The 24,013-nt window shown below is 72.6% G+C and carries 29 protein-coding genes; 11 read left to right on the forward strand and 18 right to left on the reverse strand.

Annotated features, from left to right (window positions below):
- Position 1 precedes the first annotated feature (1 nt).
- Together DEJ01_RS13080 and DEJ01_RS13085 are read left to right on the forward strand one after the other, a co-directional pair.
- Positions 2 to 685 carry a response regulator transcription factor gene (locus tag DEJ01_RS13080; protein WP_111093235.1) on the forward strand — a complete coding sequence of 228 codons (684 nt, stop codon included), beginning with the start codon at positions 2 to 4 and terminating at the stop codon, positions 683 to 685.
- A 50-nt stretch (positions 686 to 735) separates the two neighbouring features.
- Positions 736 to 2,046 (forward strand): HAMP domain-containing sensor histidine kinase, encoded by a 1,311-nt coding sequence (locus tag DEJ01_RS13085; protein WP_146247621.1) that lies wholly within the window; start codon positions 736 to 738, stop codon positions 2,044 to 2,046.
- Between the two features lie 99 nt (positions 2,047 to 2,145).
- On the opposite strand, the gene DEJ01_RS13090 is transcribed toward DEJ01_RS13085, so the two are convergent.
- The 4 genes from DEJ01_RS13090 to DEJ01_RS13105 all read right to left on the reverse strand — a co-directional run bounded on the left by DEJ01_RS13090 (position 2,146) and on the right by DEJ01_RS13105 (position 5,896).
- The gene (locus tag DEJ01_RS13090; RefSeq protein ID WP_111039619.1) at positions 2,146 to 3,165 is read right to left on the reverse strand and encodes a LacI family DNA-binding transcriptional regulator; all 1,020 of its coding nucleotides are present in this window, start codon (positions 3,163 to 3,165) and stop codon (positions 2,146 to 2,148) included.
- Between the two features lie 132 nt (positions 3,166 to 3,297).
- Positions 3,298 to 4,392 (reverse strand): tyrosine-protein phosphatase, encoded by a 1,095-nt coding sequence (locus tag DEJ01_RS13095; RefSeq protein WP_111093237.1) that lies wholly within the window; start codon positions 4,390 to 4,392, stop codon positions 3,298 to 3,300.
- Positions 4,393 to 4,561: 169 nt separating this feature from the next.
- Positions 4,562 to 5,395, reverse strand: a complete 834-nt coding sequence (locus DEJ01_RS13100) for a trypsin-like serine protease (RefSeq protein ID WP_111093238.1) — start codon at positions 5,393 to 5,395, stop codon at positions 4,562 to 4,564.
- A gap of 3 nt (positions 5,396 to 5,398) precedes the next feature.
- On the reverse strand, positions 5,399 to 5,896 hold the full coding sequence (locus DEJ01_RS13105) for a hypothetical protein (RefSeq protein WP_111054645.1): 498 nt from the start codon (positions 5,894 to 5,896) through the stop codon (positions 5,399 to 5,401).
- A gap of 189 nt (positions 5,897 to 6,085) precedes the next feature.
- On the opposite strand from DEJ01_RS13105, the gene DEJ01_RS13110 reads away from it, so the two are divergent.
- Entirely contained in the window at positions 6,086 to 6,739 is a 654-nt protein-coding gene (locus DEJ01_RS13110; RefSeq protein ID WP_111030210.1) for a helix-turn-helix domain-containing protein, read from the forward strand.
- A gap of 45 nt (positions 6,740 to 6,784) precedes the next feature.
- Here DEJ01_RS13110 and DEJ01_RS13115 read toward each other — a convergent pair whose 3' ends face one another.
- The 7 genes from DEJ01_RS13115 to DEJ01_RS13145 form a co-directional block, all read right to left on the reverse strand.
- Positions 6,785 to 7,312 (reverse strand): hypothetical protein, encoded by a 528-nt coding sequence (locus DEJ01_RS13115; protein ID WP_111033552.1) that lies wholly within the window; start codon positions 7,310 to 7,312, stop codon positions 6,785 to 6,787.
- Positions 7,313 to 7,441: 129 nt separating this feature from the next.
- Positions 7,442 to 7,954 carry a hypothetical protein gene (locus DEJ01_RS13120; RefSeq protein ID WP_111093239.1) on the reverse strand — a complete coding sequence of 171 codons (513 nt, stop codon included), beginning with the start codon at positions 7,952 to 7,954 and terminating at the stop codon, positions 7,442 to 7,444.
- 48 nt (positions 7,955 to 8,002) lie between these two features.
- On the reverse strand, positions 8,003 to 8,425 hold the full coding sequence (locus tag DEJ01_RS13125; protein WP_111093240.1) for a hypothetical protein: 423 nt from the start codon (positions 8,423 to 8,425) through the stop codon (positions 8,003 to 8,005).
- Entirely contained in the window at positions 8,422 to 8,994 is a 573-nt protein-coding gene (locus DEJ01_RS13130; protein WP_111022959.1) for a TetR/AcrR family transcriptional regulator, read from the reverse strand. Before DEJ01_RS13130 ends, DEJ01_RS13125 begins: the two co-directional genes overlap by 4 nt.
- Positions 8,987 to 9,835, reverse strand: coding sequence for an alpha/beta fold hydrolase (locus DEJ01_RS13135; RefSeq protein WP_111093241.1), 849 nt, complete (start codon positions 9,833 to 9,835; stop codon positions 8,987 to 8,989). Before DEJ01_RS13135 ends, DEJ01_RS13130 begins: the two co-directional genes overlap by 8 nt.
- 72 nt (positions 9,836 to 9,907) lie before the next feature.
- On the reverse strand, positions 9,908 to 10,750 hold the full coding sequence (locus DEJ01_RS13140) for an SDR family NAD(P)-dependent oxidoreductase (RefSeq protein WP_111093242.1): 843 nt from the start codon (positions 10,748 to 10,750) through the stop codon (positions 9,908 to 9,910).
- A gap of 70 nt (positions 10,751 to 10,820) precedes the next feature.
- A complete protein-coding gene (locus DEJ01_RS13145; RefSeq protein WP_181438450.1) occupies positions 10,821 to 11,378 on the reverse strand; it encodes a cyclophilin-like fold protein in 558 nt (185 codons plus the stop codon).
- A 125-nt stretch (positions 11,379 to 11,503) separates the two neighbouring features.
- On the opposite strand from DEJ01_RS13145, the gene DEJ01_RS13150 reads away from it, so the two are divergent.
- Together DEJ01_RS13150 and DEJ01_RS13155 are read left to right on the forward strand one after the other, a co-directional pair.
- A complete protein-coding gene (locus tag DEJ01_RS13150; RefSeq protein ID WP_258375720.1) occupies positions 11,504 to 12,703 on the forward strand; it encodes an MFS transporter in 1,200 nt (399 codons plus the stop codon).
- Positions 12,704 to 12,744: 41 nt separating this feature from the next.
- Complete coding sequence (locus DEJ01_RS13155; RefSeq protein WP_111093245.1) at positions 12,745 to 13,320, forward strand: GrpB family protein; 576 nt, start codon at positions 12,745 to 12,747, stop codon at positions 13,318 to 13,320.
- 24 nt (positions 13,321 to 13,344) lie between these two features.
- On the opposite strand, the gene DEJ01_RS13160 is transcribed toward DEJ01_RS13155, so the two are convergent.
- From DEJ01_RS13160 to chrA, 3 genes are all read right to left on the reverse strand, one after another.
- Entirely contained in the window at positions 13,345 to 14,295 is a 951-nt protein-coding gene (locus tag DEJ01_RS13160) for a nuclear transport factor 2 family protein (protein WP_111093246.1), read from the reverse strand.
- A 228-nt stretch (positions 14,296 to 14,523) separates the two neighbouring features.
- Positions 14,524 to 14,919, reverse strand: a complete 396-nt coding sequence (locus DEJ01_RS13165; RefSeq protein WP_071405294.1) for an arsenate reductase ArsC — start codon at positions 14,917 to 14,919, stop codon at positions 14,524 to 14,526.
- A 14-nt stretch (positions 14,920 to 14,933) separates the two neighbouring features.
- Positions 14,934 to 16,154: a chromate efflux transporter gene (chrA, locus tag DEJ01_RS13170; RefSeq protein WP_111093247.1), complete on the reverse strand. Its 1,221-nt coding sequence runs from the start codon at positions 16,152 to 16,154 to the stop codon at positions 14,934 to 14,936.
- Between the two features lie 45 nt (positions 16,155 to 16,199).
- On the opposite strand from chrA, the gene DEJ01_RS13175 reads away from it, so the two are divergent.
- Positions 16,200 to 16,868 (forward strand): ArsR family transcriptional regulator, encoded by a 669-nt coding sequence (locus DEJ01_RS13175; protein ID WP_111093248.1) that lies wholly within the window; start codon positions 16,200 to 16,202, stop codon positions 16,866 to 16,868.
- A 165-nt stretch (positions 16,869 to 17,033) separates the two neighbouring features.
- Here the strand turns inward: DEJ01_RS13175 and DEJ01_RS13180 are convergent, their stop codons facing one another.
- Positions 17,034 to 18,191, reverse strand: coding sequence for a glycosyltransferase family 4 protein (locus DEJ01_RS13180; RefSeq protein WP_146245064.1), 1,158 nt, complete (start codon positions 18,189 to 18,191; stop codon positions 17,034 to 17,036).
- A gap of 285 nt (positions 18,192 to 18,476) precedes the next feature.
- Between DEJ01_RS13180 and DEJ01_RS13185 the strand changes: the two genes are divergently transcribed.
- Complete coding sequence (locus tag DEJ01_RS13185) at positions 18,477 to 19,106, forward strand: hypothetical protein (protein ID WP_111093249.1); 630 nt, start codon at positions 18,477 to 18,479, stop codon at positions 19,104 to 19,106.
- Between the two features lie 312 nt (positions 19,107 to 19,418).
- A complete protein-coding gene (locus DEJ01_RS13190) occupies positions 19,419 to 19,760 on the forward strand; it encodes a DUF4333 domain-containing protein (protein ID WP_111093250.1) in 342 nt (113 codons plus the stop codon).
- Positions 19,761 to 19,785: 25 nt separating this feature from the next.
- On the opposite strand, the gene DEJ01_RS13195 is transcribed toward DEJ01_RS13190, so the two are convergent.
- Both DEJ01_RS13195 and DEJ01_RS13200 read right to left on the reverse strand, forming a co-directional pair.
- A complete protein-coding gene (locus DEJ01_RS13195) occupies positions 19,786 to 20,283 on the reverse strand; it encodes a hypothetical protein (protein WP_110863897.1) in 498 nt (165 codons plus the stop codon).
- Between the two features lie 155 nt (positions 20,284 to 20,438).
- The gene (locus DEJ01_RS13200) at positions 20,439 to 21,272 is read right to left on the reverse strand and encodes an SDR family oxidoreductase (protein WP_111093251.1); all 834 of its coding nucleotides are present in this window, start codon (positions 21,270 to 21,272) and stop codon (positions 20,439 to 20,441) included.
- A gap of 189 nt (positions 21,273 to 21,461) precedes the next feature.
- On the opposite strand from DEJ01_RS13200, the gene DEJ01_RS13205 reads away from it, so the two are divergent.
- The gene (locus DEJ01_RS13205; RefSeq protein WP_071244494.1) at positions 21,462 to 21,776 is read left to right on the forward strand and encodes a hypothetical protein; all 315 of its coding nucleotides are present in this window, start codon (positions 21,462 to 21,464) and stop codon (positions 21,774 to 21,776) included.
- Between the two features lie 24 nt (positions 21,777 to 21,800).
- On the opposite strand, the gene DEJ01_RS13210 is transcribed toward DEJ01_RS13205, so the two are convergent.
- Entirely contained in the window at positions 21,801 to 22,130 is a 330-nt protein-coding gene (locus DEJ01_RS13210; protein ID WP_071405284.1) for a hypothetical protein, read from the reverse strand.
- 106 nt (positions 22,131 to 22,236) lie between these two features.
- Between DEJ01_RS13210 and DEJ01_RS13215 the strand changes: the two genes are divergently transcribed.
- Both DEJ01_RS13215 and DEJ01_RS13220 read left to right on the forward strand, forming a co-directional pair.
- Entirely contained in the window at positions 22,237 to 23,193 is a 957-nt protein-coding gene (locus DEJ01_RS13215) for an AraC family transcriptional regulator (RefSeq protein ID WP_181438451.1), read from the forward strand.
- Between the two features lie 118 nt (positions 23,194 to 23,311).
- A complete protein-coding gene (locus tag DEJ01_RS13220; protein ID WP_111093253.1) occupies positions 23,312 to 23,926 on the forward strand; it encodes a DapH/DapD/GlmU-related protein in 615 nt (204 codons plus the stop codon).
- Positions 23,927 to 24,013 lie beyond the last annotated feature (87 nt).

Here is a 24,013-nt window from a genome sequence, read left to right on the forward strand (position 1 = left end):
GATGGCGAACATCCTGGTGGTGGAGGACGACCCGGAGATGGGTGCCCTCGTCGAGCGCGGCCTGACCGGTGAAGGACACGTGGTCACGGTCGTGACCGACGGCATCGCCGCACTCGTCCAGGCCCGGGCCCAGTCGTTCGAGGCGGCGGCGATCGACGTCATGCTGCCCGGGATGACGGGCTTCGAGGTCTGTCGGCGGCTCCGTGAGCTCGGCCAGGACTTCCCGGTGATCCTGGTGACCGCACGGGACGCCGTCGACGACCGGGTGTTCGGGCTGGACTCCGGGGCGGATGACTACCTCACGAAGCCGTTCGCGATCACCGAGCTCAACGCGCGGATCCGGGCGCACCTGCGGCGTCGCGCCGCGGGTGGGGTGACCATCGTGGAGGCCGGTTCGGTGCGGCTCGACACCCTGGCCGTGCGTGCGTCGGTGCGCGGGCGGGACCTGCCGCTGAGCGTCAAGGAGTTCTCGTTGCTGCGGTTCCTGATCCAGGGCGCCCCTGACACGCGCACCAGAACCGAGGTGCTCGAGGAGGTCTGGGGGAGCCCCGAGCACTTCGACCCGACCATCGTCGACCAGTACATCAGCTACCTCCGCAAGAAACTGCAGGCCTCGGGCGCTGACGTCGCGATCCGGACGGTGCGCGGCGTGGGGTACGCCCTCGAGGTCGTGTCGGCGACGTGAGGTTCCTGCGCCGTCTGTCGATCCGTGCCCGGATCACCCTCGGGAGTCTGATGGTCGGTGCAGTCGTGCTCTCCGGGGTCGCGGTCGTCCTGCACGTGCAGATCGAACGCGCGACGCTCGCGACCGACCGCTCCCTCGCCTCCGGTGACGCCGCGCCCTTCGTCTCCGATCTCCGGCGCAACCCGGACGAGGCGCCGGACCGTCCGGCAGAGGACGTCCTGGTCGGGATCCGGTCGGCGTCCGGCGGATGGGTCGTGGACTCCCTGCCGCGCGACGTCCGTGCGGCGCTGCCCTCGACGGTGCCGGACGGCGGCGACACGCTGCGGCTCCACACCGCACACCGGGTCGTGACGGTCGTCGGTGTGCCGGTGCGGAACGCCGCCGGGTCGTTCGTCGTCTGGGCCGCGCACGACGGTCGGGCCGGAGAGGAGACGGTGGCGCGGGTGGACCGGTCACTGGTCGTCGGCACGGTCTTGGCGCTGCTCGCCTTCGCCGCGACGGCGTGGTTGCTGTCGACGCTCGCCCTCCGCCCGGTGGGGCGGATGCGCCGGATCGCCGAGTACCTCAGTGCCGGGAACGGTGGTGGACACCTGCCCGTCGGGGCATCCGACGACGAACTCGCGGCACTCGCCCGGACCCTCAACACCTTCATCGACCGGCAGCGTGAGAACACCGAGCGTGAGCGGCGGATGGTGTCCGATGCGAGCCACGAACTCCGCACGCCGCTGGCGGCACTGACCGCGCGGCTCGAACTCGCGCATCGCTCGTCCGGCGATGCCGTGGCCCTCGAACGTGCGCTGCGCGCAGCCGAGAGCGATGCCGCCCGGTTGGTCGCGCTGGCGAACGCCCTGCTCGAACTCAGTCGACTGGGTGAAGGCGGCGCCGTTCCGTCGACGCCGGTCGCTGCGCTCGTCACGGAACTCATGGGATCGATCGACCGTGCTCGCGCCGTCTCGTCCGTCGGTCTGCGCGACATCGACTTCGCCGTCCGCCTGACTGTGCCGGACGAGCACTACGGGATCGAGCCCGCGGCGTTCGCCCGGGTCGTCGACAACCTCGTGGCGAACGCGCTCGCAGCGGGGGAGGACGGCGGCGTGATCCGGGTCACGCTCGAGCAGTCCGCCGACGGGCGGCTCGAGCTGCGCGTCGTCGATGACGGACCCGGCGTCCGGGACGACTTCCTCCCACAGGCCTTCGACCGCTTCACCCGGGCGGACAGTGCACGGCGTGCCGTCCTCGGCGGGAGCGGACTCGGGCTCTCCCTCGTACGAGGCATCGCCGAACGTGCCAACGGGACGGCGGACCTCCGCAACGTCCCCTCCGGGGGTGCCGTCGCCAGCGTCACGCTCCCCGCGTGCTGACCGTGTTCGCCGACCACATCGTCACTCGGACTCTCGAACGACCGAACGTCGCGGCTGAGAAGCGGGCCGGGCAGGCCCGGGGTGCGTTCTGCCAGGGGGTCAGACCCGGGCGGCGGTCCGGCCCGGTACCAGGGTGCCGTCGACCGCGTTGTGGGTCACGCCCGTCGAGCGGCCGTCGATCTGGTCGACCACGTCGTCGACGGACAGGCGCCCGATCAGGCCGAGCGGCTGTCGCCACGAGGTGATGCCGAGCAACTCGGTGGCGAGCGGGGCGACCCCGTCGTAGCCCGTGACCGACAGGTCGTCCGGTGCTCGGAGGCCGCGGCGGCGCATCGACTCGAGCACGCCGACGGCCCAGCGGTCGCTCGGTGCCATGATCGCCGTGACACCGCCGGCCCGCAGGACCTGCTCGACGAACGAGTCGAGGTCCTCGGGATCTGCTCCGTGGTCCTCGGAGCGGATCCGGAGCACCTCGGCGCCGCGCGCACGCAGCCGGCGCACCATCGCGTCGGTGCGTGCCGACTGCGTCAGTGACCCGGACGGTGTGACCGTCAGCACGGCGACGCGTCGGTGTCCGAGGTCGGCGACGTGGTCGGCGAGCCCGCGTCCGCCGCCGCGTTCGTCGCAGTACGCGCTGCTCACCGCATCGTTCGTCTCGGGGCGCCCGGAGACCACGGTCGGGATGCGCCGGGCGAACGGCAGGACGTCGGCGATCGGTAGGGCGCCGCTGCAGACGATGAGCCCCTCGACGCGCAGGGAGACCAGGGTCTCCAACGCCCGGCGTTCCTCGCTGACCGGGAACGACCCCGCACCGGTGGCGGTGACGACGCGGTACCCGCGCGCCGCGGCCTGCAGCTGGAACGCGGTCAGCAGGTGCCCGTAGAAGGGGGTGGAGGCGTCGCGGACGAACACCCCGAGCGTGTGCGTGCGGTGTGCCGACATGCCCCGGGCGTTCGCGTTCGCGACGTAGCCGAGGTCGAGCGCCGCCCGCTTGACCCGTTCGGTCGTCGACGGAGCCACGCCGTACGCGCCGGCGAGGGCGCGGGAGACGACCGACTTCGACACACCGGCCAGGGCGGCGACGTCGTGGATGGTCGGGACGGTGGGGTGTCCGGTCACCGCGGGCGCCGTTGTCTGGAGGACTGCACGACTGTCACGGTAGCCGGAGGGACGCCCGGACCGGGCGACGGTGGTGGTGAACAGTTGGTCACGCCGACCGCCCGGCGCGGGCCGCGGGCGGTCGGCGTTGGGCTAGCGGTGCCGCACCGTCAGGCGGTACTCCTTCTTGGTGGTGCCGTCCTGGGCGGTGACCGTGATGCGTGCCGTCCGGCCGGACACGTGCACTGTGGCGACCGCGTTCGGGTTCGTGGTGTGCACGTGGACCTCTGCAGCGCGCAGTGTCCGGACCGGGGCGGTCACCGTCGCGCCGTGCGACGACGCAGCGGCGGGCAGGTGGACGCGTACGCCCGCGACCGCGATCGAGGACACGGTGGCGTCGTTCGACACGAGGAAGCGCTCGCGCAGGGCAGCGGCCTCATGCTTCGTCACGCCGATCGTGTCGGTCAGGTAGGAGCCCATGCCGCCGTACTCGGTCGCGATGTCCTGCTCGAAGGTGCCCAGCAGCAGCTGCGGGGTCGCCCAGGTCACCCCGAGCTGCGTGTTCGAGAGCAGGTAGTCGTGCAGGATGTCCGCGCTGTCCACGCCGAGGACCCGGTCGAGCAGGTCCACGACGGTGCCGGTGCGGTCCATGCCGTGCGAGCAGTGGATCAGGACCGTGCCGCTGGTGTGCGTGGCGAGGATCCGGAGCACCCGGCGGTACGCGGTGATCATCGACCCGGGTGTCGCCTGGTCGACCCGGCCCTTGTCGACCAGGTCGTGGTACATCGCGGTGTCGTCGCTGTAGTCGCCGTCCGCGCCGAACATGGAGATGTCGACGTGGCGCGCACCCGGGATCGCGACGTCCGGCTTCGCGGCGATCTGGGACGGGGTGCGCAGGTCGACGACGAGGTCGACGTGGTACTCGTCGGCCAGGGACGTGGCCCCGGCGGCGGTGATCTTGTCGAGTGACTCGGAGCGGATCAGGCGCGGGGCGTTCACGGTCTGACCAGACCGGCCGTGGACCGCGGCGAGCTCACGGCCGTTGACCAGACCGGGGACGTCGGTGATCGGGTGGTCGGCGGCGGTGAACGCCGGCTGCAGGGTGTCGTCAGCGTGGGCGGCGGTGACGGAGAACGCGGCGGAGGCGACGACGGCCAAGCCGGCGAGGGCGGTCGCTGCGACGCGGGTGGTGCGCGGCGAACGGGTGAGTGGGGAGTGGGTGAGTGGGGAGCGGCGGAGCGGGGACACGGGGCAACCTCGATCTGATCAGGACCCGGGGGTCGTGGGGAGCCGGACGTGGTGGCGTCCGGCTCCCCGCAGGATCGCGGCGCGGGTCGTCGGCGGTGTGGCGGCGAGGTGGCCGGGGCGTGTCCGGGTCATGAGGCAGCGCTCAGTCGCGCACCCGACGGCCCGTGCTTCAGGACGCCGGGGCCAGCCGGTACCGGAACAACTCGCTGAGGACCTGCCGGGCGGGCGTGTAGAGCAGCACCGTCGAACCCGTCGTGCTCGTCGTGCCCGTTGCAGCCCTCGTCGAACTGCCCGAGACGATCCCGTACAACCGGTTCGTGGCGCTCATCACCGGTCCGCCGGCGTCGCCCGGCTCGATGCCGGCTCCGGCGCCGCCGCGCGCGGCGGCGAGGTGCTGCACGCCGGGACGGCTCCCTGCCGGCACGCGTGTGGCCGTCCAGGAGCAGTGCAGCCCGCTCGCCGCCCCGCTGGTGCAGAAGGGATCGGCATCTGGCTTGCCGATGCCGGTGACGGCGGCGCGTGTCAGGCCCCCGTCCACCCGGTTGAACACTCGACCCGATGCCCGGGGCGTCCACGTTGCGACGGACGGGTCGCACGACCCGGTCGCCGCCCGGGCCCGGGTGCACGCCAGGGGCGGGACGACGGCGAGTTCGAGGTCCGACTCCGCGGACTGCCAGACCACGTTGCCGACGGTCGCGCCGGCGAGCTGCACGGGTGCCTGCAGCGGCGCGCAGTGCTTCGCGAGCACCACCCACCGGGTCGCTCGCTGGTACTGCTTGAGCTGACTCCGGAACCCTTTGGCGGCCAGCACGGCACCGACCGTGCAGGTGCCGCCGGGGACCCCGACCTCGGTGCCGGCGATGATCGGCGCTGCGACCCGGTCGGGGTCGCTCGTGGTGGCCGAGGCCGACGGAGCCCAGGTGAGGGTGGCCCCGACGACGGCCGCCAGGGACACGGCGACGGCCAGGGTGCGGACGAGCGCCGGTTGCGCGTGGCGGGTCACGGGTCAGCCGAGCGTGCGGGTGCCGTTGACGCGTCCGATCACCGACAGGGTGTCCGGGTCACCGAGACGGGCGTGCCAGTGCAGCGTCGTGGTGCCGCGCGGCAGGTCCGGGAACGCGGCGGTGAAGCGGTAGTGGCCGCTGGCGCTGACGACGTCGTCCCCCGAGGTGACCTCGGCGATGTGCTTGTTGAACAGGCCGCGCGGCTTGCCCGGTGCGTCGTAGTAGACGATGACCAGGGCGCCGGGCTTCCCGGTCCCGGCGAAGGTGATGCCGGTGAAGCTCTTCCGGTCGGGCCCGCCGTGGGTCTTCGCGGTGAACGCCACGGCCGCAGCCCGGGTCGAGGTGTGTGTGGCGTCCGCCGTGTGGGAGATCGTGGCGGCTCCGGCCTGCGCGGGGACCAGGACGCCGGCGGCGAGCGCACCGCCGAGGGTGACGCAGGTCGCGAGCACGGTCAGTCGGCGGACCGATGGGGAGCGGTGGGTGGACGGGGTCGAACGCATGGGGACTCCTCTGGTTCGTGGGGGTGCGGGCCGGGGTGGCCCGGTGTGCGTGAACGCTAACAACGCGCCAGACGATCGTCTAGCGAAATCCTGAAGCTGAGGGGATCAGAGGCATTGCGCCCGGTGCGACCGCTGCCGACTCCTGGTCAGACGTTCGTATGATGAACCAAGACCCGACCGAGGAGTGCGATGAACCAGCGGCAGCAGGCGAAGACCCGGACCCGCGAGCAGATCATCGAGGCTGCGGCGGCGGTGTTCGCGAGCCACGGCTACGCGGGGACCTCTTTCGCACGGGTCGCCGCCGCGATGGACCGCCCGAAGTCGGCGATCGGCTACCACGTGTTCTCGTCCAAGCACGAACTCGCCTTCGCGGTCATCGAGCGGCAGCAGGCGCGCTGGGCGGCGATCGACTCGCTGATCCGGCAGCCCGAGGGGCTCGAGCACCTGCTCGTCATGCTCACGTCCGCCTGTTCCGACGCCATACGGTGTCCGGTGGCTGCCGGCGCGATCCGCCTGAGTCACGAACTCCGCGGTGCGGGGGAGGTGATTCCACGGGTCTTCACGTGGGACGACTACGTCCGACGGCACCTGTCGGCTTCGAGCGGTGGCACCGGACCGGCCACCGACCCCGAGTGGGCACGTGCGGCGGACCTCGTGCTGACGTCGACCTTCGGGGTGATGTGGGCCCGGACGAGCGCCCGGCTGACGCGGGACACCGAGGGGCAGCTCCGGGACCTGTGGGCGGCGCTGTTCACCGGGCTTGGTCTGCCGGGTGTGCACGCGTTGCTCGAGCAGGTGGAGCCCGTGCGCGTGGGCGGGCACCCGGCCGAGCCCGAGGACTGACCCCGGCGGGCGTGGCATCCCTGCCGTCCCGCCGGGGTGCCTGCCCTACTTCTTCTGCTCGGAGCCGTCCGGGTTCACGACGTACCAGACACCCTTGTCGCCCTGACCCGTCACGTCACCGGCCTTCTTGTCCCCGATGAAGGTGTAGATCGGTCGGCCGTCGATCGTGATCTGCCGTCCACCGTCCACGCCCGTGATGGTGCCGACCTTGCCGGTGATGCCGGACACCTTGGGTGTCGCCGTCGTCGCCTCGATCGCGGGCCACGCGGTCGCGCAGCCACCGGTGCAGGTGCTCTTCCCGGAGTCCTTGACGTCGGCGTCGAAGTAGTAGGCGGTCATGCCCTTGCCGTCGACGACGACCTTGCCGAGTGTCGTCGCGGCGACGGTCACGTCGACCGACGGTGACGAGTCGGTCGTCGCGGGAGCGTCGCCCTGCGCGGCCGGGGACGGCGAGGGTGAGGGTGCTGCGGATCCGGCCGTGGAGCAGCCGGCGAGGCCGAGGGTCAGGAGCAGCGCGGCCCCGAGTGCGATGGACGCGGGTCGGGATGACGGGGTGCGGTGGGGTGTCGACACGGGGGCTCCTCGAGGTCAGGTCTCGCCGCTGACTGCTGGCCAGACGTTCGTCTAGCGAACGTAACCGCAGGACGGGTCGGGAGCCAGCACCCTGCGCGCCCTCTCATCGTGCCGGCCGTGGATCGGTGGTCAGCGCTCGGTGTGCTCGATGAGGTGAACGCCCTCGACGCGGCCGAGGACGGCCAGCGACGCGGGGTCGATCAGCCGGGCGCTCCAGGAGGCCCGCTTGGCTCCACGGGGCAGCTCGGGCAGCGCCGCCGTGAAGGCGAACCGGCCGGTCGAGCCGACGGCGCTGCTGCCCGGCTCGATCTCCGCGACGCGCTCGTTCCCGGAGTCGTCCCCGGGGCTGCCGTAGTGGACGACGACGACGGCACCGGGGGTGCCCAGTCCGGCGAACCGCACCCTGACGACTCCGCTGGTGCCGACCGTCCGTGGTGGGCGGATCGCGAACCGGTGCGCGCCGCTCGTCACGGGCGGTGCCCCGAGTGCGGCACCGAGTGCGCCGGATGCGCCGAGGCCGATCGTCTCGGGGCCCGGCGTGGTCGGTGACGGCGCGGGCAGGGCGATGGCGACGGCGAGCGCAGCGATCCCCACGGCGAGGATGATCGGAGACGCCCGGACCCGATCGGTGCTCCGCGGCATGGTCGGCCCTTCGTGGACGGCGTGTGGCGGAAGTCGCCACACCCCACGCTACCGCTTGGTCAGACGATCGTCTGTGCTCTCGCGCTCGCGCCGCACCAGCGCGCGCCACCGCGGCTGTTCCGAGACGACGACGGCGACGCACAGGGCGGTGACGACGATCGCGACCGTTGTCGGCCACAGGACCCACGCCGCCGTGACCGCCCCCACGAGGTGCGCGAGGACCGACGCGATGGTGACCGCTCCCGGTGCCGCGACCGGCGGATCGCCTCCGGGGCGGTCACCCGGGGTCCCGAACACCGCCGGCGGCACGACGAGGACCAGGACGGCGGTGATCGCGAGCACCGGCGAGTGGGGCCAGAGCGCCCACGGCACGCCCACCCACGCGACGAGCTCCGCCAGGAACCGCAGGCCGCCACGGAGCGGGTCGTGACCGACGGGCCTCGGCGGGCGCGCCGCCGTGGTGACGGTCACCGTGTCGTCGCGGCACGGAAGCCGCGATCCAGGAAGTCGACCATCCACGCTGCACTCGCATCGACGTCGGTGTCCATCTGGAACCCGCCGGACGCCTCGATCGTGGCGAACCCGTGCAGGACGCTGCGGAGCACCCGGAGCGCGTGGACCTCGTCGGCCGGGTCGAGCGGGTAGTCGCGGAGCGCCGCGGCGAAGGACGCCAGGGTGCGGCCGAGTGCGACCGCCAGGGGGTCATCGGCACCGGTCGGCCGGACGCCGACGGCTGCCTGGTACCGCGCCGGGTGCTCCTGGACGCTCCGGCGCACGGTCTGCACCGCCGCCTCGAGCGCACTCCGACCGCTGCGCCCCTGCATGGCGTCGCGGAGCGCGTCACCGAGCTCGTTCGCGCCGAGGATAGCGATCCTGCGGGTGAGGTCGCCGAGTCCGTCGACGTGCTTGTACAGCGACGGTGCCTTCACCCCGAGGCGGTCGGCGACGAGGCTCATGCTCAGCTGGGCCAGACCGATCTCGTCGGCCAGCGTCGCCGCGGCCTCGGTGACGGTCGCCGGGTCGAGCCCCGCCCTAGGCAACGGGACCTGCGACGGGCAGCGTGCGGGCGAGGAACGGCAGCAGCAGGGCGAGGAGCGCTGCCGGCGTCTCGGTGTGGGGGTAATGGCCGGCGCCGTCGATCACGGCGAGTTCGCCGAGGCCGTCCGGCAGGTCGGCGAGGATCCGCTCGCCCTCGGCGCGGGGCACGGCCCAGTCCGGATCGGCGCTGCCCTCGACGACCAGCACGGGGCACCGGACGGCACCCAGCTGCTCGCCGGCGTCGGCGGGCGACGTGCGGGTCATGGCGCGGAGGGCCGCCATCCGCTCCGGTCGCCGCAGGGTCGTCTCGATCCGGCTGCGCTCCGTCGCCCAGTCGGCGGGCTTGGCGGGGACCGCGATGTCGAGGTACGCGAGCCAGCCGGGCAGGCTGCCGCTCGTCATGACCCGCGCGAGCTGGACGGTGCCGGCGCGGTGTCGACGGTTGCGCAGGAGTCCGCCCACGTCGACGGACTGCTTGCGCGTGAACGGCGCCAGCTCGACGATGCCCGCGACCAGGTCCGGTGCGGTTGCTGCGGCGATCGTCGCCGCGCCCCCGCTGATGGACTGCCCGACGACCACGGCTGGGCCACCGAGGTGGCGGGCCACGGCGACGAGGTCACGTGCGATGTCGGTGCGCTGGTAGCCGTCCCACCCGGTGCTCGAGTCGCCGCAGCCGCGGAGGTCGACGTTCGCCACCCGGTAGCCGGCCGCGACGAGCTCCGGCACGACGAAACGGTAGGCGTGCCGGCTGTCGCCCATGCCGTGGGCGAGGACCACGAGCGGGCCTGTTCCGGAGAGGTCGTAGGCGATCATGCCGCCCTCGGTGTCCAGGTGTTCGAGCATGTCGTGGCTCCTTCGGCTACGGGTAGTAACTCAGAGGCTAATACCAGTAGCCAATCTTGGCAAGGGCAGTCGTCACGCATCCAGGTCGAGCGTCGTCGACAGCTCGGGGAACGCCTGCGCCTGGTCGACGAGCTGCTGTCCCTTCTGCACGATCCCCGCCACGCTGTCCGCGCCGGCGGCGAACCGCAGCGGCGGCTCGGGCATCGCGATCAGCGTCAGCAGTACCTGCGCGAGCTTCGCGGGGTCGCCGGACTGGTTGCCCCGCATGCCGCGGAAGAACTCCTTCGACCCGGCCGAGAGCGGGGCGTAGTCGTCGATCGCGACGTCGCCCCAGAAGGTCGAGTCGCCCTCGGCCAGCAGGTCGGTGCGGAAGAAGCCGGGCTCGACCACGGTGGCGTGGATGCCGAAGGGCGCCACCTCGTCGTGCAGGGCCTCCATCCAGCCCTCGAGCGCGAACTTCGACGCCGAGTAGGCGCTCCCACCGGCGCCGGCGACGATGCCCGCGGTGGAGCTGATGCTGACGACGTGCCCGGAGCGCTGCCGTCGCATGACCGGGAGCACGGCGCGCGTCACCGCGAGTGCTCCGAAGAAGTTCGTCTCCATCTGCGCGCGGAACTGCTCGGCCGAGATCTCCTCGAAGTACCCGGCCTGGAAGCTCCCGGCGTTGTTCACCAGGACGTCGACGCCGCCGAAGCGGTCGGTCGCGGCGTCGACTGCGGCTCGGACCGACTCCGGGTCGGTCACGTCGAGCGCGACGGCGAGCAGGCGCTCGTGGTCGCCGAGGACGGCGCGGACCCGCTCGGGGTCGCGTCCGGTCGCCACGACCCGGTGCCCGGCGTCGAGGGCGGCCCGGGCGAAGTCGGTGCCCATCCCGCGGCTCGTGCCGGTGATGAGGAAGGTGCTGGTTCCGGTCATGGGGTGTGGTTCCTGTTCGGTGGAAGGGACGCGAGGCGAGGCAGGGACGCGGGGAAGGGGCGGACGCCCGTCAGCCGCGCACTCGGATGGTGGCGGCGCCGGACGGCAGGTCGCGCACCGCTCCGACGTCGTCGACGGTGCCGATCGGCACGATCCCCGGGAAGCTGCCGACGTCCGTGTAGTACAGGACGATCGACTGATCCGGCACGTAGTAGGCGATGGTGCCCGCCGGCGCATCGCTCGTGCTCGGGGCGCCGGTGGTGTCGAGCGGCGCGGGGAGCCGGGCGATCTGCTCCTGCCCGCCGTAGTCGGCGAAGGTCAGCGTCGCCGGCAGCCGGGCGGCCAGCGCGCGCGCCGTCGCGCTGTCGGTCAACCGGCCGGTCAGGGTCTCGCCGTCGAGCTCGATGGTGATGTGCACGGGGTCGGCCTCCGTCGGGGTGGTGATCGTGGGAGCTGCAGTCGCGGTCGCAGTCGCGGCCGCGGACGCAGGCGCCGGCGGCTCCGCGCGGTCGACGCCGCTGCACCCGGCGAGCGCCCCCACCACCAGCGCGACGACCGGAGCCAGCGCGAGCGGGCCCAGTGCGAGGTGCGGACCCGCGGCGGGACGGCGTCTGGTGCGGACGTGCATCGGGGCTCCCTTCGTTCGTGGACACCACCATCGAAGCCCCACCACCACCCGCCCAGTGAGGCTCCGGCGAAACGGGGTCCAGCCGAACCTCCCTGTCCGCCGGACCATGCCCCTACCGTCGGTCCGTGACCACGACGACCTCCGACCTCCCCACGACCGACCGGGCCACCGACGGTCGACTGCCCTGGTTCCCGCTCGCCCTGCTCGCCGCGATCGGGTTCCTCCTCGTCGCCATGGAGACGATGCCGGCCGGGCTGCTGCCCGCGATCGCCGATGGCATGGGCACGAGCGAGGGCACGGTCGGCCTGTTCGTCAGCGCGTTCGCGATGGGGACGGTCATCGCCACGGTCCCGGCGATCGCCCTGACCCGCGGGTTCCGCCGCAAGCCGCTCATCGTCGCCGCCATCGCCGTGCTCCTCGTCGCGAACACCCTGACCGCGTTCGCGCCGAACGTCGCGGTCGCGCTGGTCACCCGGTTCGTCGCCGGCGCGATGTCGGGGACGATCTGGGGCATGTTCGCCACCTACGCCCGGCGGATCAGCCCGGCCCGCTTCGCCGGGGTGTCGCTCGCGATCGTGTCGACGGGCGCGCCGGTGGGGTTCGCGCTGGGCACCCCGCTCGGGTCCTTCATCGGCAACGCCCTGGGCTGGCGGTCGTCGTTCATCGGGCTGAGCCTGGTCGGCGTGGTGGTCCTGGCGCTGATCGCGCTGTTCGTGCCGGACGCCCAGGGGCAGACGAGCGCCGCGAAGCTGTCCGTCGTGCAGGTGTTCCGGATCCGCGGCATCGCGGTCATCCTCGCGGTGATCGCGACGTGGATGGTGGCGCACAACACGATCTACACGTACATCTCGCCGTACCTGCGGGCGACCGGCGCCGACCTGAGCGCCGGGCTGGTGCTGCTCGTCTACGGGATCGCCGCGATCCTCGGCGTCGTCGTGACGGGCGCGCTGCTCGACCGGCACCCCCGACCCCTGCTGCACGGCAGCGTCGGCCTGTTCGTCCTGGCGGGCGTGGTGCTGCTCGTCGGGCACGAGTCGCCGGTCGCGGTCCTGGTGGCCGCGGGCCTGTGGGGGATCGGCTTCGGAGGGTCCTCGACGCAGCTGCAGGCCGCCCTGACGACCGCCGGCGGCGAGGACGCCGACGTCGCGAGCGCGTTCCTGCCGGTCGCGTTCAACATCGCGATCTTCGTGGCCGGCCTGTTCGGCGCCGCCCTGCTGACGGCCTTCGACGGGCTGGTGCTCGCCGTGGTCATGATCGTGTTCGGGGCGGTCGCAGCGCTCCTCACCGTCATCGGCCGCGGATCGGCGTTCCCCGCGAAGCTCTGACGCGATCGACGACGGCGACCACGGGCTGCGATCATGTCCGGGTGCGCCACGACGAGGACCACCCCCGCCCGGACGTCACGACCGTCGCGATCATCGGCGGCCCGGAGCCGGTCACCGTGACCCTGCACCCCGCCGACAGCGGGTGGGCTGCGGTCTTCGCGGACCACCGGCGACGCATCCTGGAGGCCCTCCCCGGCTCCGGCACGGACGCTCCGGTCGTCGAGCACATCGGCTCCACGGCCGTCCCCGGCCTGGCAGCGAAACCCATCGTCGACATCGTGGTCGTCGTCGCCGACATCACCGCCGAGGCCACGTACCTCGACCAGCTCCTCGCCGCCGGGTACGAGCTGCGCGTCCGCGAGCCGGGCCACCGCCTGGTCCGGACGCCGGCTCGTGACGTCCACGTGCACGTCTACGAGCGGGGCGCGACGGCGGTCGACGAGTACCTGCTCCTCCGGGACCACCTGCGTGCCGACGCCGACGACCGCGCGCTGTACGAACGGACGAAGCGGGAGCTGCTCGACCGGAGCTGGGACGACATGAACGCCTACGCCGAGGCGAAGACAGCCGTCATCACCGCGATCAAGGAGCGGGCACGACGGAGCCGCGCGTCCTGAGACGCGCGGCTCCGGTGTCGAGCCTCAGCTCGTCGGGACGACGTCCCAGTGCTCGCGGATCAGGTTGTGGTCGACCCGGAACAGGTCGGCCGCGCCGAACGGTGCGTCGGCCTTCGCCCCGACTGGCTTCGAGAACGTCCACACCAGGTCGCCGTCGGCGAGCGAGATGACGGACTCCTGCTTCGGCAGGCTCTGCGCGGCGCTGCCGGCGAAGAACTGCTTGAGCGCGGCCGTGCCGTTCGCGGCGACCGAGTTGTGCTGCAGGTAGGCGGGGTCGAACTTCTCGTCGAGGACGGACACGTCGTGGTCGCGGAACAGTCGGTCGTACGCGGTCACGGCGAGCACTCGGTTGTGCTCCTCCTGCCGCTCGGTCAGGTGACGGTCACGCTTCGCGGCGGGGTACAGGTCGCTGAACATGCTGTTCGTGTTGCCGCTGGCCGGGGTCCCCGTCGGGACCGTCTGGCGGAGTGCCCACCACTCGCTGATGCGCCCGTCGCGCATGCGGAACAGGTCGACGGCGGCGTCACCGGTGCGTTCGTCCTTCGGCTTCGCGGTGATCTGCCAGTGCACGGCCACCAGGTCCGCGTCACCGGCGATGTGCTTGATCACTGCGTGGGCGCCGGGCACCCGGGACCGGTCGGCGGTGAACTCGGCGAGCAACGCCGACGGACCCGAGGCGCTCGTCGCACCGTGCGCGACGGCACCGCTCGCGACGGCGGTCCGTGCAGCCGCACGGGCCTTCGCGGACGCGGGGGACCGGAACGCGCACCGGAACAGGTGCCGGACCGTGGCCTCGTTGCGCTGCTCGGCGCGACGGTCGAGCCGCGAGACCGCCGTGCCGCCCGAGGTCGTCCGCGCCGCACGGTCCACCGTGTGGTGCGGGGAGGTGGCGGTGTCGGAGGTGGAGGTGTGGAGGGGTGCCGCCACGGCCGGACCGGCCACGAGCGACACGGCGATGGCGACCGGAGCTGCCACCGCACACGCCTTGGCGATGATGGGGAGAAGTGATGTCGTCTGCACGGCAGAACGATCGAACCGGACCCTGGAAGCCCACGCGCGCCCTGGGGCCGCCACTCGCTCGACCGTGACCGGCTTCTCAGTCCTGGTGCGCGCCTCCAGGGTGGCCTGTGCGCACGCTGCCAGGGTGACCCGCTCCCGCTGGTGATCGACGGTCCGGACCTGTGGGACGGCTCACGTCGCCGCTCAGGCGATCGCAAGCCCGGCGAGCAGGTCCTGCACCCGTGCGCGCACGTCGTCGCGGATCGGCCGGACGGCGTCCAGGTCGAGCCCCGCGGGGTCCGTGAGCTCCCAGTCCTCGTAGCGCTTGCCCGGGAACACCGGGCAGGCGTCCCCGCACCCCATCGTGATGACGACGTCGGCGGCACGGACGGCATCGGTGCTGAGCAGGGCCGGCTGCTCGCTCCGGATGTCGATGCCCTCCTCGAGCATCGCTGCGACGACCACGGGGTTGAGCTGGTCGGCCGGTTCGGAGCCGGCGCTCCGGACGTCGACGCGGCCACCCGCCAGGTGCTGCAGGAAGCCGGCGGCCATCTGGGAACGGCCGGCGTTGTGGACGCAGACGAACAGGACGGTGGGCATGCGGGGTGCTCCGATCAGAGGACGACGGCGCCGAGCAGGCCGGCTCCGATGACGACGGCCCACGGGGGAGCGGACCAGCGGGTGAGGGCGGTGAAGGCGGCCACGGCGAGCGCCAGTGCGGGTGCCGAGCGGACCCCCTCGGTGATGACCGGGTCCCAGAGTGCCGCGGCGAGGAGCCCGACGACCCCCGCGTTCACGCCGGCCAGCACGCGCCGGGCCCACGGCAGGGCGCGGAGCACGTGCCAGAACGGCAGCGCACCGATGACCAGGAGCGCCGCCGGCAGGAAGATCGCGACGAGTGCCACCGCCGCGCCGAGGAGCCCGCTCGGACTGCCGTCGGCGACGGCGCCGAGGTAGGCGGCGAAGGTGAAGAGCGGCCCGGGCACAGCCTGTGCGGCGCCGTACCCGGCCAGGAAGTCCGCGTGGCCCACCAGGTGCGTGGCCACGGTCTGTGACTCGAGCAGCGGCAGGACGACGTGGCCGCCGCCGAAGACGAGCGAGCCCGCCTGCGCGAAGACCCCGAACAGGCGAACGGCCCCGGTGCCGCTCGCGGCGACGGGTGCCGCGACGAGCAGGGCGGCGAACGCGACGAGCGCCGACACGGCGACCCAGCGGGGGAGGCGCACGGCGATCTGGGAGCCGGCGTCCTCGGTGTCTCCGACGTCCTCGACCGGGCCGACCACCCGACCGAGCCACAGCACGCCGACCACACCGCACACCGCGATGACCGCGACCTGCGCCGCCGGGCCGGGGACGAGCAGCACCACGATCGCGGCGGCGGCCGCGATGGTCGCCCGACGGCGGTCCGGTGTGAGCGAGCGCGCCATGCCGAGCACCGCCTGCGCCACCACCGCGGCTGCGGCGGCCTGCAGCCCGAGCAGCCACCCGGCGCCGGCCAGGTCGGGCGTGCCGGACACCAGCAGGGCGAACGCGACGAGCAGCACCGCGGACGGCAGGGTGAACCCACACCACGCCGCGAGGAGCCCCAGCAGTCCGGCGCGCTGCAGCCCGAGTGCCATCCCGACCTGGCTCGACGCCGGTCCGGGCAGGAACTGGCACAGCGCGACGAGGTCGGCGTAGGCGTCGTCCCGCAGCCAGCGGCGACGCACCACGAAGGCCTCGCGGAAGTACCCGAGGTGTGCGACCGGCCCGCCGAACGAGGTCAGCCCGAGCCGCAGGAACACCAGGAACACCGATGCCGCGGACGACCGCAGGGGCTCGGGGCTCGTCGTCACCCGCTCATCTTGACGACGGCAGATGGTTCAGTCAACATTGAACCGATGAACACCGGGCGGCAGGACCTCGAGCGGCGTGCGGCGCAGCACGCGGCCCTCGGCGACGTCGCCCGCCTGGCGATCGTCGACCTGCTCGCCGCGTCCGACGCCAGCCCGAGCGAGGTGCGGGCCGCCCTCGGGATCTCCGGGCCGCTCCTGGCGCACCACCTGCGCGTCCTCGAGCAGGCCGGTCTGGTCACGCGACGCCGCTCCGACGGCGACGGGCGCCGCAGCTACCTGCACCTCGAACCGAGCGGCGTCCCGCACGGTTCGGCGGCGGTGCCCGGCCCGGTGTCCCGCGTGCTGTTCGTCTGCACCGGCAACTCCGCGCGCTCCCCGCTGGCCGCGGGCGTCTGGGCGCAGGTCAGCGAGATCGGCTCGCTGTCGGGCGGGACGCGTCCCGCGGCCGCCATCGCCCCCGGGGCGGTCGCCGTCGGGGAACGCCACGGCCTGGACCTCGGCCGCCACGTCCCGCGAGCCTTCCGCGACCTCGTCGCCGACGGCGACCTGGTCGTCACGGTCTGCGACCGTGCGCACGAGTCGATCGACGACGGCGACAGCCTGCACTGGTCGCTGCCGAACCCCTCGCGCGTCGGCACGCCGGACGCGTACGAGGCCACCTACGCGGACCTCCGGTCCCGCGCCACCGCGCTCGCTGCGCGCCTCGCCGCCTGACGCGGCCCCATGAACGGAACGCCCCGATGAGATCCCCCCTCCTCATCGGGGCGTTCTCCTTGCTCGACCGCCTGCGGACTGGAGGCCCGGGGCGGGCCCGCACCGTGCCTCCCGTCCGTCCCGTGGTGCGCCCAGGGCGGCGCGCGCTCGCGGGGGAGCCGTCACTCAGGGCCGGCAGCTGCCGGCGACCAGCCGGAGGACCTGATCCGTGTGCCGTTCCGCCGTCGCGAGCCGCGCGTGCTCGATCGCGGCGGCGGTGTGCGGCCGCAGCAGCGTCCGGTCCGAGGCGAGTTCGATGATCGTCGTGGCGAGCCCGAACGCGGTCTCGTCGTCGGTCAGGACGGCGGCGGAGCCGAACTCGCTCGCCAGGCGGATGTCGGACACGATGACCGGACGGTGGTCCCGGAACGCCTCGAGTGCGGTCATCGGCTGGCCGTCGTGCTCGAGCGAGCAGACCACCGCCGCGTGCCCGCACAGCAGCAGGTCGTGGACGGCCTGCGACGACAGGCGGCCGTGGACACGGACCGACACCGGCGTGCGGGTCGGGGGAACGGTCCCGCCGGCGACGTCGACCCGCACGGCGTGTGCCCCGAGCCGGATCTCCACCAGCCGGATCGCGTTGAGGAGGACGTCGAGGCGCTTGTCCGGGGTGAACCGCGACGCCCAGACGAGCCGGAGCGGGCCGAGTTCCGGCGCCGGCGGCGGTTCGACCGGCCGGCGGCCGAGTGCGTTGGGCACGACGTGGACCGGGCCGACGCCGGCCTCGCGGAGGACACGGGCTTGCCGCGTCGTCGGGGTGACGACGACGTCGGCCGCCCCGGAGACGGCCACGGCCATGTTGCGGCGCGCGTCGTCCATGGGGTGCCCCGTGAAGCGGTGCCGTGTGGGCCGGATGCCGGTCACCACACGGTGCGCGTGCCGTGCGAGGGGCGCCATCGCCGCAGCGGTCCGGCCCCGGACCGGCGCCGAACCGTGCACGGTGTGGATCGTCGGCAGCTCGAGGGAGCGCGCCGTGGTCAGCGCCGCCGCGGCGAGGCCGAAGTCCGAGTGGGTGACGACGAGGTCGATCCGTTCCTCGAGCATCAGCGTGCCGAGGCACCGGCGGACACGGACCGAGTTGCGGACCACCGGCAGGTCGCTCTCCGGGGCGCTGATCGACGGCTCGACCTCGAACAGGCGGACGCCGTGCTTCCGCAGCTCCGCGGTCTCGCTCGAGCGCGGAGTCGCCACCCAGACGACGTGACCGGACTCGGCGAAGGCCTTCGCCTGCTCGACCAGGGCGGCGCGTTCACCCCGCATCGCCGACAGGGGGAAGTCGCTCACGAGCAGGACCGTCGCCTTCGCCGCCGCCACGTCAGCGGCCGGTCTCGAGCACGGTGGTCTGGCGGGGGCTGCGCATGCGGTCTCTCACGGTTCGGGAGCGGGACGGGGTGCTGGGAACCGTAGGCGTTCAGAAGACGATCGTCTAGTGAACTGCGACGCTGCTGAATGGGCCTTCACGAGTCCCCGGGCGGACGCCCAGCCCGGCGCGGCCACAGCTCGCCTACCGTGGAGCCACCAGACGATCGTCTGGCGAAATCGACGGCACACGCCGAGGAACGAGACGACATGTCCATCTCCATGCCCTCTCGGGCGCACCACGTCTCCGCGCTGCTGTCCGGCGTCGCGCTCGTCCTGGGCTCGGTCCTGGCGGCGGCTCCGGCGCCGGCCTCCGCAGACGCCGCGCCGGCGGCTGCCGCCCTGCCCACAGTGACCACGCCGTCCACCCCCACCACCCCGTCCACCCCGTCGCAGCACTGGAACTACTCGTTCACCTACCCCCTGGGGCACGCGAGCCCCACGGACATCTGGAATCGGCTCCACACCTGCTTCTCGTGCGGGATCCCGATCACCGGCGCCCCGACCGCGTTCCCGCAGGTGGGTGACGTGGTGCCGTTCACCCTGAACCGGTTCGGGGACGACACCTTCCGGGTGAGCACGTTGTACGACTACTCGGATCCGACGGTGCGACCGGGCGTGAACTCCGGCCTGATCATGACCGCGACCGATCAGAACATCGGCGGGGCCGGATCGGTGCTGAACATCGACTTCACGGTCCGAGCCACCGACGGGCAGACGATCATGACCGTCAGTGCGAACGTCGAGAACGACTTCGGGTCGTCCGGTCGGCGACAGGCCTACGCCCAGTGGGAGCACGACCAGTGGGCCCGCGTCGCGGACCGGCTGCAGCACGGCTGAGCAACTGCGGGGCTGATCCGGGACCCGCCGGTTCCTGTCCGGTTCCTGCGGAACATGGACACGTCTGAGCCGTGGTCGACGTACAGTCTCCGGAAGCTACCCCGCCGGACCCTACCGGCGGGTGCCCGACCCCCCGTTCCCGGGCTGGCCTCGTCATGACCACCGCGTCGAACCCGACGGCGTCGTAGCGCGAGGACGTCTGCTCCTGACCCGAACTCGTGGCAGACGTCCTCGCACCTTCCCGCTATCGTCGAGGAACCGCCGGTCCCCGATCTCGGGGCGAGCAGCGGCCGGGGGACCACGGGGGACACCATGCAGCACCAGCGCGCCATCACCGCACTCGCGACGCTCACCGCGACGATCGCCCTGGCGGTGACGCTCAGCGGGTGCACCGTGTCGACGTCGTCGTCTCGGACCGTCACACCGGACGCCTTCGAACGCGTCGTCGTCGACGCGTTGGCCGACGTCTCGGACGCGACGCCCGAGGTCGACTGCGGTGCGGACGACATCGCGATCGAGGACGGCGCCGAGGTGCACTGCGACGTGAACACGGCGGGCTACGACGTGGTCTACGACTCGGTGTCCACGATCAGCACCGATGGCGGCGACGACTACCACGTGGACGTGGAAGTGGCCGACCAGCCCAAGGACTGATCGGCCACTGCGCGGTGTCCGACGACTAGCGGTCAGACGCCTCGACGACGCAGCTCTCGACCTGCTCGGCGGCCTTCGAGTCGTCGGCGAACGGCGTCGGCGCATCCGAGGTGGTGGTCGTCTCGTCGGCGACGGCCTGCTTGGCGACGTCGTTCACGGCGTACAGCGGGCCGTCGAAGTCGTCGGCCGTGGGGTCGGCGGTGGTCGCCCAGATGGTGACCTCGTCGTCGTTCGAGTCGTTGCTGTCCGCGGGGACGATGGCGGCACCGAGGTACCAGCCGCCGTCACCCTTCTGGATGTTCGCGAACTCGGTGGTGTCGTGCGACCCGACCGCCTTGTCGATCATGTCGACGGCGGCGCTGGCGGCCACGTCGCACTGGGCCGACTGCGACTTCTCCTCGGAGCCGGGGACCTTGCCGACGGGGTTGATGTTCTGCGCTCCGCCGGGGTCGCAGGCGGTGAGCAGGAGGGCTACGGTGGCGGCGCCGAACAGCGCCGTGACGGTCTTCGCTCGCGTGGACATGGCCCTGAACGTAGGCCGGCCCCGGTGGGCGGCGGTTCAGCCAGGAGCGTCCCCCGACGACGGACGGGAGGCCCGGCGCACGTCGTGCCCCGGGCCTCCCGTCCGTCACCTGGTCCCGTTGCCGGACCGTGTCCCGTTGCCGGACCGGCGTCCCGTCACAGGATCGGGGTGCCGCCGGTGACGGCGACCCGCGCGCCGGAGACGTAGCTGCCGTCGTCACTGGCGAGCAGCACGTAGACGGGCGCGAGTTCGGCCGGCTGGCCGGGACGGCCGAGCGGCGACTGCTTGCCGAACTGCTCGACCTGCTCCGGCGGCATCGTCGACGGGATCAGCGGCGTCCAGATCGGACCGGGGGCGACGCTGTTCACGCGGATCCCGCGTTCCCCGAGCAGCTGCGCCAGCGCGGCCGACAGGTTCGCGACGCCGGCCTTGGTGACGTCGTAGGGCGCCAGGTTCGGCTTCGGGTTGTCGGAGTTGACCGAGCTCGACCCGATGATCGACGACCCCGGGCCGAGGTGCGGCAGCGCGGCCTTGACGAGGTGGAAGTAGGCGCTGAGGTTCGTCGCGAGGGTGTGGTCCCACTCCTCGTCGCTGATGTCCTCGATCGTCTCGTGGGTCATCTGGTAGGCGGCGTTGTTCACGAGGACGTCGAGCCCGCCGAGTTCCGAGACCGCCTGGTCGATGACGGATCGGCAGTACGCGGGGTCGCTCACGTCGCCCGGGAACAGCACGGCCTTCCGACCGGCTTCCTCGATCCAGCGCTTCGTGTCCTGCGCGTCGTCCTCCTCTTCCGGCAGGTAGCTGATCAGGACGTCAGCACCCTCGCGCGCGAACGCGATCGCGACGGCCTTCCCGATGCCGCTGTCCCCGCCGGTGATGACGGCGCGCTTGCCGGTGAGCTTGCCGGAGCCGCGGTACGACTCCTCGCCGTGGTCGGCCTTCGGGGTGAGCTCCTGGTCGCTCCCCGGGGGCTGCTGCTGCTCGGTCATGTCTCTCCCTGTGGTCGGTTTCCCTGGACGTCCCCGATGCTGGGCGGGCACCACTGAACGCCTGTCCAGGGTCACGGCGTACCCCGTTCGGTGCCCGAAGATGTGTACCCGGCACGACGGCGGCCTACCGTGGCACCGGATCAGGGAACCGTCACCGCGACGGAAGCTCCTCTTCACCAGGGAGCAACGTTGAAGTACGTGAACTACGCGGGCACGGTCCGTGTCCTGACGAGCGACACGATCGCCGACGCGGTGATCCGGTACGCCGCCGCTCTGCACCAGAGTCGGCTGAGCGACGTCGTGTCGATCCCGACGGCCGACGACTTCGGGGTGGCGAGCACGATCGAGGTGCTCCTGGCCCCGGCGATCCCGGTCGCCCTCGAGCCCGCTCCGGACGACGACCTCGAACCCGAGGGCGAGGCGTTCCTGCTCGAACTCGGTCGGCGCACCGAGGCCGTGCTCGCCGTCGACACCAACGCGTCGCCGCCGGACTTCGGGCGCTGAGCGGTCGCTCCGCGGGGGCGCTGCCTACGCCACCGGCCCCTCGGTCAGGTCCGTCCGGGTGTCCGCGTGGATCACCTCGTCGTGCTCGAACGTCAGTGCTGCGGCCCGCAGCCGTGCCACGAACACCGTGTCCTCGCGCTCAAGCTCGTCCTCCTCGGCGTCCTCGACCACGAGCTGACTCGACGGACCGATGAGGACCTTGGTGGTCGTCATGGTGCCGTCCGTCGCCACCGAGGGGATCGCGACCGTGTCCGCCCGGTTGCCACCGGCCAGGGCCGCGGCGTACTCGATCACGGCGTCGGCCACGTCGTCGCTCGTCAAGATCGTCGAACGGTCGTACTGGATCTGCTTCATGTCCGGGCCTCCATCTGCACAGCCAACAGCGCCGTTGCTGGCCGCCGTACAGGAACACGGCGCGTCGCTCGTTGCGCCGACGCCGACTTGTCGTCAGGATCATCACGTGCCCGAGACCATGCACCGCCTGCTGCGGGAGATCCAGACCGCCGAGCCGTCGGTGGCGGCCGAGGCGATGGCCCGGACGCACATCACCCACGGACTGTCGGTCGAACCGACGGACGCCGAGTTCGTGTTCGAGGAGCGCGTGCGCGGAACGGCGCTGCTGTCGCTCGAGTCGACCCGCTGCACCGGGGTCCTGAGCGGCACGATCGAGCCCGGCGACGCGATGATGATCTTCTGGATGAAGTCCGGGGTCGCCCAGCTCGACGAGAACACCGTGAAGATCGGCCGGCCGACGCTCTTCCGTCAGGGCCCCCAGCGCTTCCGCTGGATCGCCTGCAACAAGGACGTCCTGCGGATCGACCGCTCGATCGTCGAACAGGTCGCGGCCGAGCGCGGCGACTGGGCCCCGGGTCCCATCGAGTTCCGTCCGCGGCACGTCCCCGAGGGTGCGCCGCTCGCTGCCTGGTGGCTCATGGTGCGGTCCGTCGCACAAGAGGTCCTGGCCGGACCGGACGCCGTCCCGATCGAACGCGAGCGGGAGCTCGCGCGCTTCGCCGCCGGTGGGCTGCTCACCGCGATCCCGCACTGGCCCGTCGGGCAGCACGAGCCGGCGCTGGCCGCCACCGCCCGCTTCGCCCGTGCCGAGACCTTCCTGCTCGAGCACGCCACCGAGCAGATCACCGTCGACGACGTCGCCGAGGCCGCAGGCCTGAGCGTGCGCGGCGTGCAGGCGGCGTTCCAGCGACACCACGGCATCACCCCGACCATGTACCTGCGCCGCATCCGGCTGTTGCTCGCCCGCGAACAGCTCGAGTCGGGCGACGGTCGGAGCATCGCCGAGATCGCCCGGGCCACCGGGTTCGCCCACCTCGGCCGGTTCGCGGGGAGCTACCGCGAGGAGTTCGGCGAGCTTCCCCGGCAGACGGCGTCCACCGCGCGGGACGGCGCCCGCGCCTAGCGAGCAGCCGCGCGGGCCCGCAAGAATCCCGCAACCGCCCGCCGTCCGGCCGATCGCCGACGATCGTCGCCCTACGTTTGCGCTGCACGGACACGCAGCCACGACGACTGGAGACCCCATGGCCGGCTCAGCAGCACCACCCGTCCCGACTGCGGTCGTCCCGCCGACGACCGATCCGTCGACGTTCGGCCGTCGGCTCGTCGAGGACGCCTCCTACGCCCGTGAGCACTTCGTCTTCACGGCACTGCTCGGATCCCCGCTGCTGCCCCGGATCGTCCGGCGGCTGCTGCTCCGTGCCGCCGGGGCACGCGCCGAGTCCGGTGTGGGGACCGGGTTCTCGCTGACGGGGGACCCGAAGCACCTCACCATCGGCCGGGGCGTCTTCTGCAACCGCAACGTGACCGTCGAGGCCGTGGCCCCCGTGACGATCGGTGCGAACACCGCGATCGGGATGCAGGTGCTCATCATGACGAGCCACCACGAGATCGACGCCGAGGGCCGGTGGAGCGACGTCGCGACCGGCCGCCCGGTGGTCGTCGAGGAGCACGTCTGGATCGGCGGCCGCGCCACGATCCTGCCGGGCGCCCACATCGAGCACGACGTCGTGGTCGCCGCCGGCGCCGTGGTCGTCGGCCGCCTGGCGGCGCACGGCGTCTACGCCGGCGTCCCCGCGAAGCGGATCCGTGAGCTCGCCCCGTCCGCGCGACCGCCGGTGGTGGACCCCGCCGGGTGACGGCCTGGAGGCCCGTGGCGGCGCCGCCACGCGCCTCCCGTCCGGCGTTGGTGCTGCTTCGAACACGCCGGTGTGTTGCTGCGACGC

It is taken from the genome of Curtobacterium sp. MCLR17_040 (genome assembly GCF_003234735.1).
Taxonomy (GTDB): Bacteria; Actinomycetota; Actinomycetes; order Actinomycetales; family Microbacteriaceae; genus Curtobacterium; species Curtobacterium flaccumfaciens.

Bases quoted from the DNA above. Each gene is read 5' to 3' on its own strand.
- DEJ01_RS13135 (WP_111093241.1), bottom strand. From the start codon at position 9,835: ATGCTCGAACACCTGGACACCGAGGGCGGCATGATCGCCTACGACCTC.
- DEJ01_RS13220 (WP_111093253.1), top strand. From the start codon at position 23,312: ATGGCCGGCTCAGCAGCACCACCCGTCCCGACTGCGGTCGTCCCGCCG.
- DEJ01_RS13105 (WP_111054645.1), bottom strand. From the start codon at position 5,896: ATGCGTTCGACCCCGTCCACCCACCGCTCCCCATCGGTCCGCCGACTG.
- DEJ01_RS13110 (WP_111030210.1), top strand. From the start codon at position 6,086: ATGAACCAGCGGCAGCAGGCGAAGACCCGGACCCGCGAGCAGATCATC.
- DEJ01_RS13165 (WP_071405294.1), bottom strand. From the start codon at position 14,919: ATGCCCACCGTCCTGTTCGTCTGCGTCCACAACGCCGGCCGTTCCCAG.
- DEJ01_RS13145 (WP_181438450.1), bottom strand. From the start codon at position 11,378: ATGCACGTCCGCACCAGACGCCGTCCCGCCGCGGGTCCGCACCTCGCA.
- DEJ01_RS13210 (WP_071405284.1), bottom strand. From the start codon at position 22,130: ATGAAGCAGATCCAGTACGACCGTTCGACGATCTTGACGAGCGACGAC.
- DEJ01_RS13195 (WP_110863897.1), bottom strand. From the start codon at position 20,283: ATGTCCACGCGAGCGAAGACCGTCACGGCGCTGTTCGGCGCCGCCACC.
- DEJ01_RS13190 (WP_111093250.1), top strand. From the start codon at position 19,419: ATGCAGCACCAGCGCGCCATCACCGCACTCGCGACGCTCACCGCGACG.
- DEJ01_RS13120 (WP_111093239.1), bottom strand. From the start codon at position 7,954: ATGCCGCGGAGCACCGATCGGGTCCGGGCGTCTCCGATCATCCTCGCC.
- DEJ01_RS13175 (WP_111093248.1), top strand. From the start codon at position 16,200: ATGAACACCGGGCGGCAGGACCTCGAGCGGCGTGCGGCGCAGCACGCG.
- DEJ01_RS13200 (WP_111093251.1), bottom strand. From the start codon at position 21,272: ATGACCGAGCAGCAGCAGCCCCCGGGGAGCGACCAGGAGCTCACCCCG.
- DEJ01_RS13085 (WP_146247621.1), top strand. From the start codon at position 736: ATGGTCGGTGCAGTCGTGCTCTCCGGGGTCGCGGTCGTCCTGCACGTG.
- DEJ01_RS13185 (WP_111093249.1), top strand. From the start codon at position 18,477: ATGTCCATCTCCATGCCCTCTCGGGCGCACCACGTCTCCGCGCTGCTG.
- DEJ01_RS13080 (WP_111093235.1), top strand. From the start codon at position 2: ATGGCGAACATCCTGGTGGTGGAGGACGACCCGGAGATGGGTGCCCTC.
- DEJ01_RS13140 (WP_111093242.1), bottom strand. From the start codon at position 10,750: ATGACCGGAACCAGCACCTTCCTCATCACCGGCACGAGCCGCGGGATG.